This is a genomic window from Carboxylicivirga longa (assembly GCF_050589825.1).
In the GTDB taxonomy this organism is placed as follows: Bacteria; Bacteroidota; Bacteroidia; order Bacteroidales; family Marinilabiliaceae; genus Carboxylicivirga; species Carboxylicivirga longa.
Genome location: NZ_JBNGOZ010000017.1, coordinates 44190 through 66401, shown reverse-complemented (window position 1 = coordinate 66401; position 22212 = coordinate 44190). Strand labels below are relative to the sequence as shown.

At 39.4% G+C, this 22212-nt stretch carries 12 protein-coding genes; 7 read left to right on the top strand and 5 right to left on the bottom strand.

All coding sequences use genetic code 11. The features are described from left to right. Positions 1–94: 94 nt before the first annotated feature. From ACRD7A_RS14345 to ACRD7A_RS14335, 3 genes are all read right to left on the bottom strand, one after another. A complete protein-coding gene (locus tag ACRD7A_RS14345; RefSeq protein WP_430811860.1) occupies positions 95–2383 on the bottom strand; it encodes a family 20 glycosylhydrolase in 2289 nt (762 codons plus the stop codon). Positions 2384–2766: 383 nt separating this feature from the next. Beyond that, positions 2767–4734 (bottom strand): glycoside hydrolase family 97 protein, encoded by a 1968-nt coding sequence (locus ACRD7A_RS14340; protein ID WP_430811861.1) that lies wholly within the window; start codon positions 4732–4734, stop codon positions 2767–2769. A gap of 386 nt (positions 4735–5120) precedes the next feature. Beyond that, the gene (locus tag ACRD7A_RS14335; protein WP_430811862.1) at positions 5121–9110 is read right to left on the bottom strand and encodes a hybrid sensor histidine kinase/response regulator transcription factor; all 3990 of its coding nucleotides are present in this window, start codon (positions 9108–9110) and stop codon (positions 5121–5123) included. A 1086-nt stretch (positions 9111–10196) separates the two neighbouring features. On the opposite strand from ACRD7A_RS14335, the gene ACRD7A_RS14330 reads away from it, so the two are divergent. The 7 genes from ACRD7A_RS14330 (at position 10197) to ACRD7A_RS14300 (ending at position 16829) form a co-directional block, all read left to right on the top strand. Continuing rightward, on the top strand, positions 10197–11447 hold the full coding sequence (locus ACRD7A_RS14330) for a tyrosine-type recombinase/integrase (RefSeq protein ID WP_430811863.1): 1251 nt from the start codon (positions 10197–10199) through the stop codon (positions 11445–11447). Then, on the top strand, positions 11440–12219 hold the full coding sequence (locus tag ACRD7A_RS14325) for a hypothetical protein (protein WP_430811864.1): 780 nt from the start codon (positions 11440–11442) through the stop codon (positions 12217–12219). Before ACRD7A_RS14330 ends, ACRD7A_RS14325 begins: the two co-directional genes overlap by 8 nt. Before the next feature lie 106 nt (positions 12220–12325). Beyond that, positions 12326–12727: a helix-turn-helix domain-containing protein gene (locus tag ACRD7A_RS14320; protein WP_430811865.1), complete on the top strand. Its 402-nt coding sequence runs from the start codon at positions 12326–12328 to the stop codon at positions 12725–12727. After that, positions 12717–13763 (top strand): AAA family ATPase, encoded by a 1047-nt coding sequence (locus ACRD7A_RS14315; protein ID WP_430811866.1) that lies wholly within the window; start codon positions 12717–12719, stop codon positions 13761–13763. The genes ACRD7A_RS14320 and ACRD7A_RS14315 overlap by 11 nt, the downstream gene beginning before the upstream one ends. A gap of 62 nt (positions 13764–13825) precedes the next feature. Next, positions 13826–14842 carry a DUF6371 domain-containing protein gene (locus tag ACRD7A_RS14310; protein ID WP_430811867.1) on the top strand — a complete coding sequence of 339 codons (1017 nt, stop codon included), beginning with the start codon at positions 13826–13828 and terminating at the stop codon, positions 14840–14842. A gap of 10 nt (positions 14843–14852) precedes the next feature. Next, on the top strand, positions 14853–15563 hold the full coding sequence (locus ACRD7A_RS14305) for a hypothetical protein (RefSeq protein ID WP_430811868.1): 711 nt from the start codon (positions 14853–14855) through the stop codon (positions 15561–15563). A 396-nt stretch (positions 15564–15959) separates the two neighbouring features. Next, a complete protein-coding gene (locus ACRD7A_RS14300; protein WP_430811869.1) occupies positions 15960–16829 on the top strand; it encodes an Abi family protein in 870 nt (289 codons plus the stop codon). Between the two features lie 523 nt (positions 16830–17352). Here ACRD7A_RS14300 and lacZ read toward each other — a convergent pair. Together lacZ and ACRD7A_RS14290 are read right to left on the bottom strand one after the other, a co-directional pair. After that, entirely contained in the window at positions 17353–20499 is a 3147-nt protein-coding gene (lacZ, locus tag ACRD7A_RS14295) for a beta-galactosidase, LacZ type (RefSeq protein WP_430811870.1), read from the bottom strand. 70 nt (positions 20500–20569) lie between these two features. Then, on the bottom strand, positions 20570–22174 hold the full coding sequence (locus ACRD7A_RS14290; RefSeq protein ID WP_430811871.1) for a T9SS type A sorting domain-containing protein: 1605 nt from the start codon (positions 22172–22174) through the stop codon (positions 20570–20572). Positions 22175–22212: the final 38 nt, after the last annotated feature.

Below are 22212 nucleotides of genomic sequence, written 5' to 3'. Positions count from 1 at the left end.
GTATAGCCATGAGTTTCTCCTTATATTATACTTTCCTTTTTGCCCGGGCTAAAAGAGAAGATTCATTTACATGGTACAAGTCATCAAGTCAATCTTAATACGAGTACACCTCGCCATTGGCGGTGGTAAACTTCTCATCACCCTGCTTTTTAAAGCGCACCACGGGTCCGTTCCACGACTGTGGCCATCCGCCAATAATATTGTTGAGGAAAACAATTTTAATGGCATGCTTACCCTTGCTCAAGGCAATCGTGCTATTGTTACGCGAATGGCGCTTTACCTCACCATCGTTATTAATGAGCAGTTTATCGCCAATAAAAAACTGATCCACATCGGTAGCGAACTCATACACGCCATCCTCGGGTATCTCAAGGTAACCCGTAATGATGGCAGCAGATGGCTTTTTGTAACTAAACATACCTTTAAAGTCGGCATTCTTCACCACCGACTCTGCCCATTTGTCGGCTTTCTTCAGATCGTCTACCCTCACAAAAGTACCTTGCGCCAACTTCATCTTTAAGCCACTACCTTTAGTTTGCACCTCTGCAGCAGGCAGTAAGTCCTGCTTCTCAACCTGAATGGTGCGTACATCACTCATGCGACCAGTGTTGAGTACCGAACGGATTTTTACCGTAGCATTTTCGGTGAAGGTAAGCGGCTGAGTGTATTCATTGGAGTCGGCGTTGGGCACGCTTCCGTCTAAAGTATATACCATTTTCACCGGACGGGTGGTAGTAAATTCGAGGGTAGCCTTATCGGTGAAAGCCATCACATTTACAGGCCCTTCGGGCAGCGGAATATGATAATTGATACCATGCTCATCGAGACGCACAAACTGCTTATCCATGCGTTTCACAAAGCTGTCAAAGCTTTTGTTGGCCGTTTGGGTCCAACCTACTTCGGCCAGGGCAATAATACGCGGATAGATGAAGTATTCGAACAGGTCGGAGGTGTACATGTACTCGCTCCACACATTACCCTGCGTACCCAGCACGTGCTTGGCTTTTTCGGGGCTCAGGGCAGCGGGCACAGGATCGTAACCATAGGACTCTTCCAAAGTAGTGTGTCCACCAATGGCCACAGGCTCCACTTTGCTGCTTCCCTGGTAATGATCGAGGTAAACCCAGTTACCGGGCGTCATCACCACATCGTGCCCTTGCTCAGCAGCAGTGATACCTCCTTCTTCGCCACGCCACGACATCACAACGGCCGATCCGGCTAAACCACCTTCAAGAATCTCGTCCCATCCCACCATAATGCGGTCGTGGGCCAACAATACTTTTTCGATGCGTTTGATAAAATAGCTCTGCAGCTCGTGCTCATCGGCCAGTCCTTCTTTACGCATCCTACGCTGACAGTCGGGGCAGGTCTTCCAACGGTCTTTGGGGCACTCATCACCACCAATATGAAAATACTTGTAGGGAAACAAAGCCACCACTTCGTCAATTACATCCTCCAGAAATTCGAAAGCCTCTTCTTTTCCGGCACAATATACATCGGCTTCAACACCCCAAATGTTACGCACTTCAAAGGGGCCGCCAGTACAAGATAGATGCGGATAAGCGGTAAGTGCACCCAGTGCATGTCCGGGCAGCTCTATTTCGGGCACCACGTTGATAAAACGCTTTTGAGCATAGGCCACGATCTCTTTTACTTCTTCCTGCGTATAGAAACCACCGTACTCGTGCCCTTCGCCCTCAATACGAGTAGCACCTTCCACGGTGAGCTTGGGGTATTTTTTAATCTCGATGCGCCATCCCTGATCTTCGGTCAGGTGCCAGTGCAGGGTATTCATCTTAAACAAAGCCATCACATCGAGTTGCTTTTTAATAAACTCTACCGGCACAAAATGGCGGCACACATCCAGGTGCATACCCCGCCACACAAAACGAGGTTCATCGTCAATTGTTACGTGAGGCATGTACCACTCCACATCATTAACCAATGTATTGCTTTCCAGCTCGGCCGGCAATAACTGCAATACGGTCATCAGACCATAAAAGGCACCGCGCTCGGTAGAAGCCACTATGGTAGCACCCTGGTTATTTACCGTTAACGAATAGCCTTCGTCGCCTTTGGCAGCGGCCTCATTTAGTTCGATAGCGATAAAGTTTTTGGCCGGTTTTTCAGCCGATACATTTAACTCAAAGCCAGCCGCATTTTTAAACCGCATGTTAATTAGTTCAGCCGCTTCTCTCAGCTTTTTACTTTCGGGCACTACAAAGGCCGTTTTCTCGCTTACTGTAAAAAAGCCATTCTGCTGCTCTACCCCATTGGGCTGCGGCACAATGGACAGTTCACTCGACTTCTCCTTTTTCGCGGCACACGACACCATTGTAAGTATGGCCATGGCAACAAGGATTACATTTCTAAACATTTTCATAAATACTTATTTAAAACTTATTATTGTATGCTATTCACCTATCATTCAAACAAGAGGGCATATTTTATGAAGAGCAAAAATGTTGAATAAAGTCCAAACCGGGTATTGATTTTATACATCTTTCGTGTGATTTAGTACACTTACTGATAATCAGCGATTTGCGTTTGACTTAAAACATGACTTTTTTTGATACTCCACGAACTACAATAGATAGCTAGGATGCATATCGGCAATAATAACACAGCAATAAATGATGAAGCCCGGACCACTGGCCCGGGCTCGATCTAAATCCCTATCATTTCAGGTTATAAAAAAAGATGATTAACCTTTGTATTTGGCATCGTAAAATAATCTTATTTAAGATCCAATGCTACAACCGTCGACTATTTTGAGTCTTGCACTGATATGATAGCAGCCCAACCACCACCTGCTGCCATATTAGCATTTATTTTTGTGTTTCTGCTTACTTCCAGACGCTCCGTTTTATAGTCTTCTGCAAATCGGTTGGCATTAACCCCGTCCTTAAAAACCTCCATTGAATAACTTCCGTCACCTAAAAAAGAAAGATCCAGCTTGAGGCTTCTCGGTGTCCAATCAGTCATGGCCCCCAGGTACCATTTATCTCCTTTTCTGCGGGCTATTGCAATATAGTCGCCTATGGCACCCTCCAATACGATTGTTTCATCCCATGTAGTGGGTATCTGCGCCATAAAATCAACGGTCTCCTGCTCGTCGTAATAACGCGATGGCGACTCGCAAAGCATCTGAAGCGGCGCTTCGTAAATAACATACATGGCCACCTGATGCGCTCGGGTACCAAGACTCATGGGACGCTCGAAGCTAATGCCAAAATTAGCAGCCTGACGGTTACACATGGCACCGGGGGTATAATCCATTGGGCCTGCTGCCATTCGAATAAAAGGAATGGTTACATTCAATTCCGGAGAAGCATCTTTACTCCATTTATTATTTTCACTGCCTTTCACCCCTTCGTAATTGATAACATTTGGATAAACCCTTCTTAAGCCCGACGGCTTAAAGCAGCCATGATAATCAACCAGTAACTGTCGCTCTGCACATTCCCTGGCAATTCGCTCGTACGAACTAACCACGTACTGATCGCTTCGCTGAATAAAATCCACTTTTATACCTTTTACACCCCATGCCTTATATGTATCCAGTATCTGCTCCAAATTAGCATCCAGTGGTTTCCATAATACCCACAAAATAAGTTCAACGCCTTTTTCTTTTCCGTATCGGATCAGTTCAGGCACATCCATATCAGGATTAAAATCCAAGATTTCAAGCGTAGATTTTGTCCAACCTTCATCCAGTATAACGTAATCAATCTGATTAGCCGCCGCAAAATCGATGTAGTATTTATAAGTGGCTGTGTTTAGCCCAGCCTTAAAATCCACGCCATAAATATTATTGGCATTATACCAGTCCCAGGCCACCTTACCGGGTTTAATCCAGTCGGTATTTTCGATTGCCTGCGGTCGGGCCAACTGATAAGTGAGGTTACTCTCCACAAAAGTTCGATCATCATCGCTAATCATAAAAACGCGCCACGGATAAGTCCGTTTACCGGATACGCGCGCGATGTAATCGGCTTCTTTAGTAATAAGCTGATTACGGTCGGCACCATGTTTACTATCCTCTGCCTCGAGTACATATTTTGGAAAGATACCATGCAATTTGCCATTCCCTTTCCCACTCAGGTACATACCCGGGTAATCGTGAAGTCCAGTCTCGGTAAGTAACACCCTGCCCTGATCGGTTGTAAACACCACCGGTAAGCTGCAGAATTCACCCGACGCAATATCAAGCAAAGCTTTATCCTGATACGACCGCTCATTATGCGAGTACATGGAAGTTTCCTGCGGAAAAAGCGACCTGGTACCTGCCGGAAATGTTAGCGAGATTTGCTCATTCACCACCTCACGCCCGTGCGAACCCTTATCTTCGAACTGATACGCCACACCATCGTTGTAAGCTCTGAAATGCAACAAATAACGCCCCTTGAAACTTAGCGTCAATTGGACATACTCATCTTTGATCGCGGCATCTTTATGGGCCACGGCCGGATAAATCATTGACGAGAACTCTTTCACGTTATGATTTGTAAGCTTAGGATGAATGCCAAAATCCGGACCAGATGAAAAATCCATACTAACGCTTGCATTTTTCACCATAACATTACCATTAAGTGATGCAGACCAATTTATTGCGTGGTCAACCGTAACATTAAGCTGAATATGCTGATCAGGCGATTTAATCTCAAACTCTTGAGCGTATCCCCTTTGAGTTAAGAAGAGCAAAAAAATAAAAATGTAAAACGATCTTTTCATGTGTTGATAATTATTATTAAACAGTATTTTATAAAAGTACTTTCCGGTGATTTCGCTGCAACAAAATCATTGCCGGACGATTATGACGAAGGCTACAGAACACGTGTAACGCCATTTGTACTGTGCATAAAAATATAACTATATGTGTAATAAAAAAAATAGTGTGATCTGCAGTTATCACTATATATTCCCATGAAAATTGAAAATCAGCAAGAGCTCATAAATCTCTACTGACTAGTTAGCTCTTACCAAAATCAATTCAGTAAAAAACACTAATAAAGTTAAGGTCATGCATACTGGGGCACATCACCCAAGCACCCCAATACCAAGAAAACAGAACAAGGCCATACAAAAACAAGCTATCAAGAAACTATTAAAACAGTGCATCATGCACCGCTTCTATAGCTAGTGGGCGATTGCTTAAAATGTCGTTTAAACACCACAGAAAAGTAAGAAGGATCGGCAAAGCCGCAGCTCATAGCAATTTCGGAAATACTTTTGCGGGAATTTTTAAGTAGTCCGGCAGCCTTGCGAAGTTTAATATTGATGATGAAGTCTTTCACAGGCTTGCCAGCAATGGCCTTAATCTTATTATACACCAGAGTGCGGCTCATGGCCATCTGCTCCACAAAGGCCGTCACATCAAAATCAGGGTTATCCATATTTTGTTCCACAATGCTGATGGCCTTGTGCAGAAATTTTTCATCCGCCTCACTTTGCGTAACATCACTTGTTTGCAAACCCAAATCGTGACCAAAACGCTCTTTCACAATTTTACGATTGTTGAGTATGGTCTGAATCTGGCTAAACAGGAGCTGTGTATCAAAGGGCTTGGGCATATAGGCATCGGCGCCCGACTTAAGTCCTTCTATCTGGTTTTCCACGGCTGTTTTAGCCGTGAGCATCAGCACAGGGATATGACTGATGCGAATATCTGACTTAAGTTTTTTACAGAAGGTAATGCCGTCCATCCGGGGCATCATCACATCCGATATAATCAAATCGGGCTCACTTCCATGCAACATCTCCAAGGCCTCCTCTCCGTTTTTAGCTTTCAGCACACTAAAGGATTTCTCTAATAATCCGGCAATATATTCGCGCAACTCCCACTCATCTTCCACGATCAGAATTCTTCCCTGTGGCATGCTCTGTTGACATGTTGGCGCTGCATCGGCCAGCAGCGGTTCCGGCTCTACAAAGGGCACAACACCCTCCATGGCAAAATCGTCCTTATTAAAATGACTGTTTCCAAGGGGCAGGCCAACGGTAAACACGGCGCCCTTTACGGCCGCACTACTCACCTTTATATAGCCATGATGCAGCTGCACCAGGCGATGCGTCAGTGCCAAACCTATTCCCGTGCCCTTTACCTTGTTGCCCACCTGATAGTAGCGCTCAAAAATCAACTCCTGCTCTTCTGGCGGAATACCATCACCAGTATCCTCCACCTCGATGATCACCTCCTTATCCCGGGTAAACACCCTGAGGCTAACCTCGCCGCCATCCGGTGTGTTCTTCAGGGCATTAGAAACCAGATTAGATATAATTTTAAACAGCATATCGGCATCATACCAGGCATCAATCTTTTCGGGCTGACACCACAGATGCAGCTTAATATGCTCAATGCGTGCCTGATGGGCAAAGTAAGTCAGTATGTTTCGACAGGAAGCCACAATATCGCCTTCGCTCACAGCAAGGCGCAATACAGAAAGCTCCGCTTTTCGGAAGTCCAGAATCTGATCAATCAGCATGGTCATGCGCTGGGCGTTACGGTACAGGAAGGGTAGCATAGTCCGAAACTCACTTTCGCTGCCACCCGATTTAACAAGATGATCCAAAGGATTGTAGATAAGCGTAAGTGGTGTTTTCAGTTCGTGCGAGATATTAGTGAAAAAGCGGAGTTTCATCTGGTTGATCTCATGCAGCCGTTCCTTTTCCGTTTCTTTAATCTTCACCTCCTGACGCAACTTAGCCCTTTGCAAGGAGGCTCGCCATATTACATAAGCCAGCGCCATCAACAACAACAGCATCAGGGTACTAAACCACCAGGTTTTATACCAGGGAGGCAAAATAGTTAGTTGTATTTGCGTGTCTTTGGGACTCCAGATACCGTTGCGGTTTTGTGCCTTTACCTTAAAAGTATAACTGCCAGGCGGTAAGTTAGAATAAATGGCCACATTGCTTTTACCGGTATGCCATATTTTTTCGAAGGGATGCAATTGATACGCGTATTGCGTAGACTCGGAAAAAGGGATATCGAAAGCATTAAAATTAAACTGAAAGGAGGCCGGCGTATAAGGAATGGTCAAACTACTGCTTTCAATTACATTAAGAGCCAAAAGAGAATCTTTAAGTTCCTCCTGCTCTGTTGAAAGCATGGAAAGAGAGGTAATCACCGTATTGGGAGTTTCAAGATGAGGCTCAATATTATTCGGATTAAAGCGCGTTACCCCTTCGTTGCTTCCCATATTTAAAAATCCATCGGTAGATTTTAACAGAGAACCCTGAAAATACTCGAGACCACTTTTATTGCCAAGGGTGTTAAACATGAAAATTTGCTCATTGCTATCGGTTTTGCTTATGCGGATAATCCCCTCGTTAGCGCCTACCCACAGATGGTTATTGGCATCCATATAAACCGACTGAAACATGAGGTTTTTATAATTTACATCACTTATGTAGCTACTTAACTGCTTCTTATCAAAATCGTAATACAGCAGGCCTTTATTGGTTCCGAACACCAGGTTGCCATACTGATCCTCGGTAATGGAGTTTACCGACCTTCCATAGGAGGCCGGCGAATTATTTAAGGTAATACGCTGGGTTAATTTTTGCTCTTGGATAGACCAGGCAAACATGCCACCACGCGTGGCAAACCAGATAAGGCCATCACGTGTTTCTACCGCCGAGGTAAAAGCCGGACTCATGCCATGGAAGAAGGCGGGTATTGAGTCGCTGAGTACCTGCATACGATTATTCTTAAGGTCAATGCGACTCAAACGGCCATCTGACACCCACAAATCGCCCTGCGAATCGAGAAACAAGCTGTGCATCACGTTTCTTTGTATTGGCGCAAAGAGCGGATGTTGGTGCGCATCGGAAAAACGATGGCTCCGCTTATTAAAAAAATACAGTCCCCGGGTATAGGAACCCACCAGCAATACCTCTGGGCTGAATTGTGCCACCGAAGTAATCTTCAGTGCATCGGGAATGCTGTAGTGATCAAAAGTGGAGGTTTCCGGATCAAACCTGTTTAAGCCGCCTCCGTCAGTACCCAGCCATATTCTGTTTTCGTCGTCTTGATAAAAGCAAAGAATGGTTTTATTGGAAGGGCCGTATTTACTTTGGTTGACATACGGAAACTGCTCGAAGTAGGATGGATACAGCATAAGCCCGCCTGAACGCACTGTCCCCAGCAGGATTAACCCATCCGGTCCGAAAGTGATATCGTTGATGGAGTTATCATTGAGCACATCGGATGCTTTCGGACCAATTTGCAGTGTATTGACCAGTCTGAACTCAGTATCAAAAACCTGTATACCAGCACCGTCGGTAGCCACCCACAAGGTACTGTCCTGCGGGTTCCATTCCATATCGAGTATAATGTGTGACTGCAAGCCCGAATTGTCCTTATTTAGCACACGCTGTACTTTGCCATCGGAAGAAAGCTGAAAGATACGACTGTACATGGCACAGAAAATCCGATCATGCAATTTCACCATACCTTGCGTAGCTACACCGCTGATGGAACTAAAACGTGTTAATGCTCCGCTTTGGATATCATACAGAAACAGACCTGAATAATAAGTACCTATGAGCAGATGCCCACGATCATAAGGAGTAATCTGCTCGATATAAATAGCATTATTATGCGGTGTAAATTGTGGCTTTATCTCGCGCAAGGAATAGGTTCTATCTGTTTTATTATATACATGAATCTTCCATGCTCTGTCGGGAAACCATAGTTCGTTTTCTGTTTCATACACACAACTTGTAGTCAAAGTATTGCTGAAAACATAGCGTACAAAACGATCGTCCGCTCTTAAATAACGGTTGATCCCCCCCGAGGTGAGTACCCAAATATCACCATTGCTATCTTCATGAATGCGATGGATGGTATTTGAAGAGATAGAGTAAGCATCACCGGCATGATGAAAATACTTCTTCAGCTGGTTACCGTCAAAGCGGTTCAGACCATGAGCGGTACCCATCCAAATATACCCTACGTGGTCGCGCACAATGCTGTGCACCGAATTCTGCGAAAGTCCGTAGTTGCCCGAAACAGATTTAGCCCGGTAAAAGACAGGTTCACTCGAAGTACTAGCAAAAAGCCCTTGAAATACCATCAGGCAAACGAAAAGCAGTAGTTGTCGCATCCATCATATATTTTTCGGCTCCAAGTTAATGAAGCTTGCGCAAGCTTCAAAGAAAGAAGATGCTTGAAGGGAAGTCCTGCATGACAATCGCTTTAAATTGAACCCCACGAGACTTTGAAATTGCCTATGCTAAATAAGCTATGGATTTTTTGCACATCTTCCTAGAACAACGAAGAATAGAAAAGAGACATTGCGTACACAGTTAGTCTTATTAATCTTCACACATGCAAAACCGGTAAACTCTGCAACAGTATAATATCAAATAAAAATATATTCAGTGCCATTTCCCCTTTTGGATCCCATATGGTTGAGAAAGGCTTATTTTAACCATGGCACAAAGAGCATTCTGCTAAAGCTATTGAAACGAACAAAAAGTACCTCGATAGTAAGGAATACAAGTATGAAATAAACCTCGACCTGGAAAGGTTCTGCCCTACAATTAATCCTACCTTTATTTATAATTATATTCTAAACAAGTGGCTGGTTACTACAATAAAAGAAGATAAGGATTGCTTAAATGGTCCCAATGTTAATTCTTCCTATAATATAGGCGTACGACAAGGACTTCCTCAGACCTAATTTTTTGGAACTATTTGTATGTCCATTATTGCCAAACACAAGAACAGCAAACTTAAAGGTGATTCATTTTATTACGTTGATGATTCAATTGTTTATACAAACACTGAATTAACTAACGATATAATTACCAATCTGGAAAAATGATATCAACACAGAAATAAACGAGAGTATAGAGATGAATCTCCGTATTGAGAATAAAGAAATTCTGCGTAACCGAAAACTAGCGATATACCAAATCTAATAAACAGGAAAGTTGAAATTAGGTATACAAATAAAAAAAAGCGCCCAGGATGGAAGCTCCCGAACGCCTTTATCTTCAATGTGGAGAATAGCGGAATCGAACCGCTGACCTTTTGACTGCCAGTCAAATAATATTGATTTGTGATGATTTGCATTAATTTGTAATGCACTGTCTATAAGATTAATAAACATTTTGCTCTTTGTGTAATTTTGTGAATTTTATTGTTTTTTTGTAGTTTAGTATGCAAATAGTATGCAAATTATCACATGGCTAATATCAATAGAGATTACCAAATATCCATTTATCTGGACACTCGCAGAGAGAAGAAGAATGGAAAATATCCGGTTAAATTAAGGGTGTTTACTGCTCATCCCCGAAAGCAAAAGTTATACCCAACTAAGTTTGAATTCACTCAGGATGAATTCGACCTAATATGGAACATTGACAAGCCACGAGGCAAATGGAAGGACTATAAAATACTTTTAAAGGGACTTGAAACAGCTACCTATGAAAAAGCGGATTCATTGGATGAGTTTACTTTTGAGGACTTTGAATTACTAATATCTCCCAACAAGGTTCAGGTTAAACGCACTGTTAACGAATACTACAAAGCTGCAATTGATAATTACAACCACAACAATAAATTAACCACAGCAACGAGCTATGAATACAGTTTAAAATCACTTATTCAATTTTCGAGTACAGATACCCTGCACTTCAAAACAATAACTGTACAATGGTTAAAAGATTATCAATTCCATATGGAATCGTTAGGACGAAGCCGCACATCTATTGGCATGTATTTGCGAAATCTAAAGGCTATTTTCAATAGCGCTATTTCCGATGGAGTTATAAAACAGGAGATTTATCCGTTTGGAAAAGGAAAATATCAAATACCAACTTCAAAAAAGGTAAAGACAGCCCTTTCGGAAGAAGAACTAAAATCCTTAATGAAAGGACAACCCCAAACAGAGGAACAAGAGAAAGCTAAAGCTTTTTGGTTTTTTTCCTACGCATGCAATGGCATGAATGTTAAAGATATTGCCAATATTAAATACAAAGATTTTATTGACGAAGACACTTTCTATTATTACCGAAATAAAATCAAAGACACTGATGTAGAACACAAACCAATTATAATTTATCTTAATCCTTTCACGAAAGAGGTAATTAAAAAATATGGAAATAAGAAAATCAACAGCGAAACATACTTATTCCCAATATTATCCCAAGGATTCAGTCAAGCGGAGACGGACAGAGCGGTTAATAATTTCAACCGTTTTATTAGTCAGCACATGAAAAAATATGCGCAAAGTCTTGAATTAGATATTAAAATTAATAGTAAAATTGCCAGACACTCCTTTGCAACAAACCTCATTAGGAAAGGTGCTGGAATGGAGCTTGCGCAAGAATCACTTGGACATACCGATATTAAAACGACAAAGGCATATTTTGCTGGTTTTGCCGATGACCAGAAAAGAGATATAGCTAATAAAATGATGGATTTTAATGACTGATACAGAGACTAAAATAAAAAAGCTTGATGAAATAATTAATGAATTGAATGAAATATATCAGGGGTGGGTAGAAATCTTTCCTTTCGAACTAGATATGTTTAAACACTTAAAGAAAAAGTATCAAAACGACCTTCCTATCATAAAAAACAATGAAGTATTGTATTACAAAGATTTGAACGAGTTTCATATCAACTTTTATTCTCCCAAAACCTTTTTTAGGTATTTGTCACAGCTAACTATGTCAATTCTAGGAAGCATTAATACTTTATCATTATATGAGGATGGTAAAATCGATAACATTGAAAAACACAAGTTGGAGATTATACTTAACAATCGAAAAACTGAGATAAGAGCGCAGGTGAGCAGAACTAAATACCAAAAACATGAATACATCGATTATTTGTTAGAGTGGTTTGAGAAAGAAGAAATCTTTATTGATAAGATTGCTCCGTTTTTTAAACAAACCAAAGAAGCTCATGAAATAAAAAAAATACCTGCAAAATGGTACGCCTTATTGCACATATTTAAAATCAATGCAGGTTTTGAAATAGCTTTCCCTTTAAATGTGAATGACCAGTTTGATTATAAATTCATAAAGCAATTCGCAGAAGACAAATACCCAGTTAAAAATGGACAGGGTTTCTATAGAGCATTTAAGGAGTTTTATGGTGTAAGTGAAAAAGTAATTAATAATTCATTTGGTTCTGATTATAGAGAAAAACTAATTGAATTGACAGAAGACAAGGATTTAATAAGATACATAAAATCCTAAAATCTTAACTACCACATTATCAACATGTAAAAATCCATGTATTTACACAGCACAATACACAGTGCAAACCAACCATAAGTTTGTTTCGAATTTTAAAAACAGACTTATGGATAATTCCACGTTACAACAAAAAGAAACAAACGAAACCGTTAATCAAGCTACCAATGTTTTTATCAATAACATTGCTAAAGCTATTGCCAACCAAGTAGCGAACCAGCTTGCCAATCAAGTAGCTCCATTATTAAACACTGGCAAGTGCGAACCTCAAGACAAGCTTTTAAATATTGACGAAGCTTGCGAAGTTCTCCTTTTAGAAAAACCAACTGTCTACTCAAAAGTCAGTCGGGGCGAATTGCCGCATATGAAGAAAGGTAAACGTCTTTATTTTTCACGAGAAGCACTTCTTGAATATATCAACTCAGGCAGGGTTAAGACAAATGATGAGTTGGCAGACAGTGCACTGGACTATTTGAACATCAGGAAGGGAGGTGATTCGGATGGAAGATAACAACTCAATATCCCTTGATGCTATAAAGCAAGATGTATTAAAACAATCACAGCTAGTTGAGGATGCAGAAGCAGTTCAGGGGCTATTCATTGTAAAATCAGCCAATAAGTGGATTGATGAAGCCAAGAACAGGCCAATACCTAAAATGCTTTTTTCTGAATTTTGGCACGAAAGTGAATTGTGCATATTGTTTGCTGACACCAACTTAGGTAAAAGCATTTTAGCTGTTCAAATTGCTAATAGTATTTCAAAAGGCATGCCTATAAGAGGTTTTAAGCTGGAAGCTTTGCAACAAAAAGTTTTATACTTTGATTTTGAGCTATCAGACAAGCAGTTTGAAGTAAGATATTCGGATAATTATACAAACCATTATCGTTTTAACGAACTCTTTCTGAGAGTGGAGATAAATACAGATGCGGAATTACCGGATAATGTATCGTTTGAGAACTTTTTAAACGAATCATTAGAGAAAGCCATATTAAAAACGGAGGCACGTATTTTAATCATTGACAATATTACTTTTTTGGGCAATGACAATGAAAAAGCAAAGGATGCCTTACCGCTAATGAAGCACCTTAAGGCTCTTAAGAAAAAATACGACCTATCTATTTTAGTGTTAGCGCATACACCTAAAAGAGATTCATCGAAACCAATAACTGTTAATGACATCCAAGGAAGTAAAATGCTATCAAATTTTACAGATAGCAGTTTTGCTATTGGGTTAAGTCATAAAGACAAAAGTTTGCGCTACATCAAGCAAATTAAACAACGTAATTCTGAACAAATCTATGATGCAGAAAACATTATAATCTGTGAAATTAATAAGCTAACTAACTTTTTGGAGTTCCATTTTGTCGATTTTGGTTCTGAAATAGAACACCTTAAACAGATTGACAAGTCAGAAAGAGCAGAACTGGAACAAAACATACTTCAACTTAAAAAGGAAAACTCAGGCTTAAGTAATCGAAAGATTGCTGAGCAACTTGGCACTAATGCAATGCAAGTTGGAAGAGTATTAAAAAGGCACAATCTGTAACAAGTGTAACAGATGTAACAGTGTTACACTTGTTACAGATTGTTACACGATATCTCTCAGTTATGAACTTTGAAATAGAGAAATATAATCAATATAATCTTCCTGAAGGTAGGCTGTATAGCACTTGTCCTATATGCTCTGAACATCGTAAAAAAAGCAAGGAAAAGTGTATGATGCTTGACTGGAAAACTGGATTAGGCACGTGTCAACATTGCGGAGAAGTAATTCAACTCCATACATACAAGAGCAAAAGAACTTGTTCTGACCTTAAGTACATTAACTACACCCCCTCAGCTAGAAAGATTGAAGAAAGAATATCATTCATTCCCTCAGAAACAGTTAAGGCGTCTTTGCAACGATATGACGATAATAACTTTGTGACTTTTCTTAATAGCATTTTTGGAAACAAAAAAGTCCTTGAATTAGTCAGCAAATATTTTGTTGGAACATCTAAAAAATGGAATGGTGCAACTGTATTTTGGCAAACCGACATTAATGGAAGAGCAAGGTCAGGAAAGATAATGCTTTATAATTCTACAACAGGCAAACGCACTAAAAAACCCAAAAACTATTTCTCGGTGGTTCATACCGAGCTTAATCTTAAAGACTTCAATTATAAGATGTGTCTGTTTGGAGAGCATCTATTAAAAGAAAACAAGCCCATTGCACTTGTTGAGAGTGAAAAGACCGCTATCATAGCAAGTGCCTACCTACCTAAATTCACATGGTTAGCTACCGGTGGAATGCAAAACTTTAGCGCAGAAAGGTGTAAAGTGCTCAAAGGCAAAACCGTTGTTCTTTACCCAGACTTAAATGCAGTTGAAGATTGGACTATCAAAGCTGCCGAAATTGAGAAATCTATTAACGTAAAGTTTTTAGTATCTGACTTACTGCAAAAACATGCCAGTGAAGAAGAAATTACAAAAGGGCTAGACCTTGCTGATTTTCTTGTTCGACACAAGTGGCAAGAAGAAACAGAGCCAATATCAGAAGAGCAAAAACGATTAAATGCGTTAACTGCTAAAAATCCCAACCTTACTCTTCTCATCGAAAAATTTGATTTAGTAATAACCGATTAAATATTTAAACATGAATAACAAAACATGCCTTAATTGTGGAGAATCATTCACTCCCAAACGTTCGGATGCAGTATGCTGTTCCGATAAGTGCCGTGCTGCCTATAACTACAAGAAGAAACAGCGCAAAAACGGCAATATGGACTTATCCCAAATAGATAATATTGCGCAACAACAAGAAAATGATGTTGTTATTGAAGGAGTATTAGACACACAATATCTTATTGCAAAATGCAATGAGTGTGAAACTAAGCTGGAAGCTATTAATGCCCAAATAGAACAGTTGGAAGCTGATAGAAGTAAGCATTCTGCGCAAATATTAATTATTGAAGAAGAAGTTTTATCAATTGAAAGTGGTGACAAAGCCAAATTGATGAAACTTATGAGCTTATCGGATTTAGTTCTTTATAACAATTTTCTTAATAGCGCATATTTAACGGAAAAGAAGAATGGTAACGAATTTGCTTATAACCGTTTAAAATCTGAGCTTGACTTGGCAAATAAGTTTAATCCAACGTTACGAGTAGAGATTGATGATTACCGGAATAGAATTCAAGATGTCATTCAAAAACACGATTTGAAAATTGCCAATAAACAACTTCTAATAACTTCCCTTCAGAACCAAATCATAGAAATCAGCGCAAAGATTAAAGAGTTACATAATCAGTTGCGATTTTATGAAGCACGTGTATTAAAATATGAAGCCTTGTTATTATCCGTATAGCTTTATTCGGTTAATTTTAACGCTTAGTATACGTTTAAAAAAGCAAGCAGAAGTGCATTTATAGCTAATATATATGCCAATTATTATCATTTTCGCTACAAAAGATCTCTTGAAAGTAAACTTTTATACGCTTTTTTACTGTAAAAACGTGCAGTTGTGCGCAAAATACCAGCTTCTTAATATTGTAAAATGCGAAGTTTATAAGATTTTTATAATAATTCTATATTTACAAAGGTGATTATAGATAGCCCTGACTATAGGAAGTCAGGATACTTTTCTATAATCGCTTTTTTTGTTTTGCAGTATGACAAACAAAAAAGTCAACAGTTTAGCGTTACAACGTTGAAAATTGAATCTTTCAGCATTAAATCAATTTTAAAAGACTAGCTTTGTTAAATGGGCATTATAGCAACAAATACATCTGTTCAGATAGGAAAACTAAAAGAGAGAGGTTTAAACCTTGACCTTGGCGAAGAAAAAATCAAAGAAGTATTGCTTGACATTGGTTATTATCGCTTGGGTTTTTATTGGAATCCTTTTGAAATTGATGGTGAGCATAACTTTAGACCTGAAGCTAAATTCTCAGATGCATTAGCGCTTTATTATCTGGATGTTGATTTGAGAAATCTCCTGATGAGGCTCTTAAATCGAATAGAAATTAACTTTAGAACCAAGGTGGTTTATTATGTGTCGAATAAATACAAAAAATCTCCTACCTGGTTTATCGACCCGGAAGTAATGACTCACGACTTCATTGGAGCTATTAGCCAACACTATAATGAAGAATTTATTAAGAATAACAAAACCATTAAGCTACACCATCGCAACAACATCAATGATAAATATGCACCGGCATGGAAAACATTAGAGTTTTTTACTTTTGGTACAATTCTTAAGATTTATAAATCCGTAAAGAATAATGAAATAAAAGAACGTATCGCTGGTCTGTATGATGTAAGAAACGTTAAAAAGTTCGAAAACCTTATGAATACAGTTGTTCATATTCGGAATATATGTGCACATGGTGGCGTTCTTTTTGATTTACAATTGCCCAAAGGAATTTCAGCTCATCCGGCCATTACTTTTAATAATAACAACCGACACTCTTTGGATTCTGCCATTAAGGTCGTACATTACATTCTGTCTCAAATATCTAGTAATCGAGCAGCCGACTTAGATAATGAAATCAAGATGCTATTCGATAAATGCGCAGCAAATCAATCTTTAAAGTCCATCATTGAAGACAAAATAGGCTATTCATTTTAGTCTTGTCAAAAACAAATAGATATCGTATATTTGTACCATACAGTGCCCCATTACACAAGCTGTAATGCTGCACTATAAAAAAATAAGATAAACCCGGACTTGCTCCGGGTTTTGTTTTTTTGGTCATACCCGTTTTAAATCAGAGCTTGACTTAACGAATAAGTTTAATCCAACATTACGAGTGGAGATTGTTAATTACGGAATCGAATTAAGGATGTCACTCAAAAACACGACTTAGAAATTGCCAATAAAAAACTTCTTATAACATTCCCTTCAGAACCAAGTTTTGAAATCAGTGCAAATATTAAAGAGTTACAAAATTAGTTGCGCTTTTACAAAGCATGAGTATTGAAATATGAAGCCTTGTTATTATCCGTTTTAATCTCAAACGGATAATTTCAACGATTATTTATAGTTTAATTGCAGATAATACATAACCACCTTGCTTTAGGTGAAAAAAAGTTTTTATATAGAATTCAGGTTGTTTTTAAGCACCCGCCAATGATAGAATGCAAACACCCCTTTATTGAATAGGGATGATTGTAAATCCATATGAAAACTTTTTTCCTCTTAACCTATATTGCTCATGAGTTCTTGCTCCCCAACTATTATCTCCACCAACGCCCATTTGTTTGTAATCGATATTAACCGATGTGAGATTGCGTGGTTTGACATCGGTTGTGTGCCTGTTTAAAACGGGCATTCCATCAATCTGACGACCATCGGTGCGACCTGGAGACTCAAAGTCTTCCTGTGTATTGTGATGCACAGAAATATTTAATAATTCGTTCGCGACAAACTTTAGGCCTTTACCTTGTTTATTTAATAGTGACATCCAACGTACATCTGTTTTGTTTCCATTTTCCTGAGGGCGTATATACGCCCAATATTGTTCAGAAACGGTACCTGAATATAAGTCTACAAAGGCACTGGTTTTCCTATCCCAATACGATTCATGAGGCCCCCGACCAAACCAACTTATTTGTTCAAATTCCCGAGGTACAACGATGTTCATCCCCATTTTAGGTATTTCCGGAAGATTGTCGTCGACCATAGTAAATGTGTTGAATATTTCTATTGAGCCGTCGTTCCTTATTGTGTAGTCTGTCTGATAGCTTCCTAATTGTTGCTCGCCATCCTTTAAATTAAATCGGAATGATATTCCTGCGTCTTTTATGTCAAAGGATGTTATTTGTCGATTACGTCCTGCATCTCGCCAAACTTCACAGCGTTTATCCATATTGTTACCAAAATCATTGTCGGTTGGTGCGCGGTAGAAATTGGGAACCGGTCCTTCATTGATTAGTTCTGTGTTTTCATACGTAAAAGACGAAAGCACACCTTTCAGGGTATCAAAAGTGATGGTGAACCCATCACCGAAGAAGTAGACTTTTTTGTCTGATGTTTTTCGTTTAATGGCACTACTGAATCTTTTTTTTAAATGCTGTTTTCCTCCAATCTTGAATTGTTCTTTCGCTAGTACAGTTCCGGCATCGACCAGCCATTCTTTGGCTTTTAGCTCGGCATAAATATTTAAAAAGTATTCATAACCCTCAAGCAGTTCATTATTTACATCAATTTCGATTTCTTTTGACTCGCCTGGATTTAGGTTCAAGCCCTTTATTTCGCCAGTCTTTAAAAGCTCACCGTTAGCTTTTAATTCATACCTGAACCTGAATTTTTTGGTGTTTATGAACGCATAATTGTTTTCTATCCTTATTTTTCCAGCTTTGATATCTACAGGCTTGAATTTGATGTATTGATAAACTTTTTTTAATTCCAAAAGATGGGGTTTAATTCCTCTGTCGGGATTGACCAGTCCGTTAATACAGAAATTTCCATCACTTGGCACAGTATCGGGGCCAAAATCACCGCCATAAGCCCAATATTTTTCCCCGTCCTCATTTGTTGTTAGTAAGCCTTGGTCTACCCAGTCCCAGATAAACCCTCCCTGGAGAATGGATTCGGATTCTATTAAATCCCAATAATCTTGGAGATTTCCTAAACTATTGCCCATGGCATGAGCATACTCACATGGTATAAATGGTTGAAGATTCCCTTTCCGGGCATAACTCTCCATGTGTTCAAGTTTTGGGTACATAGGACAGTAAATGTCAGTGTTTTCTGTCGATTCGGCTTGCTCAAATTGTACTAATCGGCAAGAATCTTTTTGTTTCAACATATCGTAGGCATCGAAAAAAACCTTTCCGTTCCCACATTCGTTACCCATTGACCAAATAATAACCGAAGGTTGGTTTTTGTCACGTTCGTACATATTATTGATGCGGTACATGTGCGCGTCTGCCCATTCGGGAAGGTAGGCGATGTGTTTCTCTTTATTAAAATCGCCTTGGTGCGTGGCTCCCATTCCGTGCGATTCAATATTTGCTTCATCAATCAGGTATAAACCATACCGATTACATAGTTCATACCAACGCTCAGGTTGGGGATAGTGGGATGTGCGGACTGCATTTATATTATGACTCTTCATTAAGCGGATGTCTTTCAACATAGTTTCCTCATCAACAACGTGCCCATTTACATCGTGATGTTCATGAAGGTTTACACCTTTGATATATACATATTGGCCATTTACCAGTAGATTCGCATTTTTGATTTCAATGCGCCTGAAACCAACATCCTGACGAAGGATTTCAAGAACCTTATTGCTTGTATCTTTAAGGCTGATGATTAGTTCATATAAATTTGGTGTTTCAGCCGTCCATTTTTTGACATTCGTTATTTGGGCATTAAATGTAGTATTTCCGCTCGTGCACATTGATTCGAATTTTTTAACTAAAGAATTTCCTTCCATCAGACGAGCTTCGATAATTGAATTTGCTTTACCGACAACTTCAACAGACAAATTAAAAAAACCAGTTGAATAACTATTATCAAGGTCAGAGGTGATTTTAAAATCCCTAATATATTGTTTGTTGCGAGCTATTAGGTAAACATCTCTGGTTATACCTGCCATTCGCCAGAAGTCTTGGTCCTCAAGGTACGAGCCGTTGCTCCATTTGAATATTTCAACCGAAAGGGAGTTTTCCTCTGGCTTGAGGTATTTCGAAATATTAAATTCAGATGGCGTTTTTGAATCTTCGAAATAGCCCACTTTTTGTTCGTTAACCCAAACATTAACAGCTGATCCGGCAGCTCCAAAGTGCAAGAATACTTCCTTGTCTGTCCAATCTGGCGGTATATTAAAAGTTCTTTTATATGAACCTACAGGATTATAATGTTTCTGGATTACTGGCGGGGTGTTTTCATGGGGATATTTAATGTTTGTGTAGATGGGGTACTCATATCCTTGTATCTCCCAGTTTGCCGGCACCTTAATTACCTTCCACTCACTACAATCAAAATCGTCTTTAAAAAAATAGTAGGGACGTTCCGCAGGGTTCTTGGCTAGATGAAACAACCAATTTCCGTTTAAGGATTTTAAATAGGATGATGCCCATTTATTACCACGATCGATTTCTTCTATTGAAGCAAAAGGTATAAAATGCGCCCTCGGGGCTTCTCTGTTTACCTCGCTAATCAAGGGATTTTCCCAATCAACAGGATTTATCTCCTCCCAATCAACCGTATTATAATTAGTATTGGTTTGGCATGAAGTAATAAATACAAATAATAAGCTAATGTGTAGAGCTAGTTTTATTGAATACATATTTAGCTGTTTAGGTAAAAAAAAGGCTGTCCAATATGTAATTAGACAGCCTTGGGATTTTGTAAGATGTTTATTGCTTAATGAATTTACCATTAAGAAGTGATTGGTTTTCACCTACAATGCGGTAGATATACATACCATTTTTTAAGTGGCTTATATTTATCGATTGTCGCTCATTGGGTTTATTCAATCTGTCTTTAAATATCAAGCGTCCATTAATAGTATATATCTCAACGTGGAGAGCCTGGGTACGCTGTTTCTTACAATCGATAGTGAGTAGCTGATTTTCGCTCGAGTAGCTAACTTGCAGTTGGTTGTGTGAGTATGTATTGATGATATTAGTATAGTTTCCTAGCAGTTTTGTTTCATAGGGCAGAAGTGATATGTCACCGTGCTGATCAAGTGATACAGTAATTGATTGGTTCAATTCATTGACAACAAAAATATCGTCACGAGAAACTAATAAATTAAGTCCCTTTTTATCAACAGTATAATTGACGAGTTCAGTTCCAGAACCAAAGTAGTCATTTAAGATTTTGTGGGAGTCGTAATAAGGCGTTGCTTGTCCACCTCCATTAATCTTAGTTGATGTCCAAATACCGAGGGGATGTGAAAAGCCATCAGCATCGCCTTCAGGTTGCCATATCAACACATTTGCTACACCTGCCTGAATTGTTTTAATAAGGCAGCTGCTCATGATCGCATCAAGGGCATCGGGGTTGTCGGCCTCATCACTTGGTGAAGGGGTGGCATACCACTCGCTCCACCAGATGTCAAGTTCAGCACCGCCGTTAGGTTGTGTGCGTATCCAATCGCTAATGTCTTTAAACTTATCTGCTGCATCAATGGCATTTGTGTTCCATATGTCATCTTTATTTTTGGTATTACCATCAATGCATATGAAATGACCGCCTTTTTTGTTGTTAAGCCAATAGGTAATAACGTCTAATGGGCGTTGATCGAACCATCCATAAGTACCACCAATATTAGATGTAAAACTCTTTTTAGTTGAATATGTTGAGACAACAGGATATGGACCTCCCAGTTTAAGGTTGGGATTAACAATCATCAACGAATCGTATACGAGGTTATACATTTTTGTGTATCCTTCATAATCCCATCTATTAAGGCTTGAATTCCAAAAACCTTTCATTTCGTTCCATACCTGAAAGTTTTCAACATCGGGATAACGACGTGCAACTTCGGCACATAAATGGGCAAATTTCTTATAGCGCTCTGGCTTAGGAGCTGCTTCAAGTTCATTCCAATCTGTTGTGCCGTTTTTTTCCGGAGAATGCATCCAGGTTGGGCATCCACAAAGTGTTATGATGAGTTCTCCGTTCGTTTCCCGCATAAGATTAATTCGTCTGTCCAAAGAATTCCAATCCCAATTATCTGAATTTGTCACGGTCGAATCAGGCCAGGGATTGCCAGCTCCCCATCCCATTATATGCTGGTTCTGATAGTGGCAACTTTGTTCTAAAAGATTTTTGGCACTAACCAAAGCAGCTTCTTTTCCCCAAGGGTCTGCTGTTTCTTGAGTGTGTGTTACTCCTGAACGGTATTTACTTGTAGGGCCATAGTTGTTGTAATCAATTTCAACAGTGAAATGCGTTTGGCAATAAACTGAAGTTGAAATAATTAAGAAAGCGAATAGTGATTTAATCTTGTTCATAAGAATTGAAATTAGCTTATAAATTAATGGGGAATGGT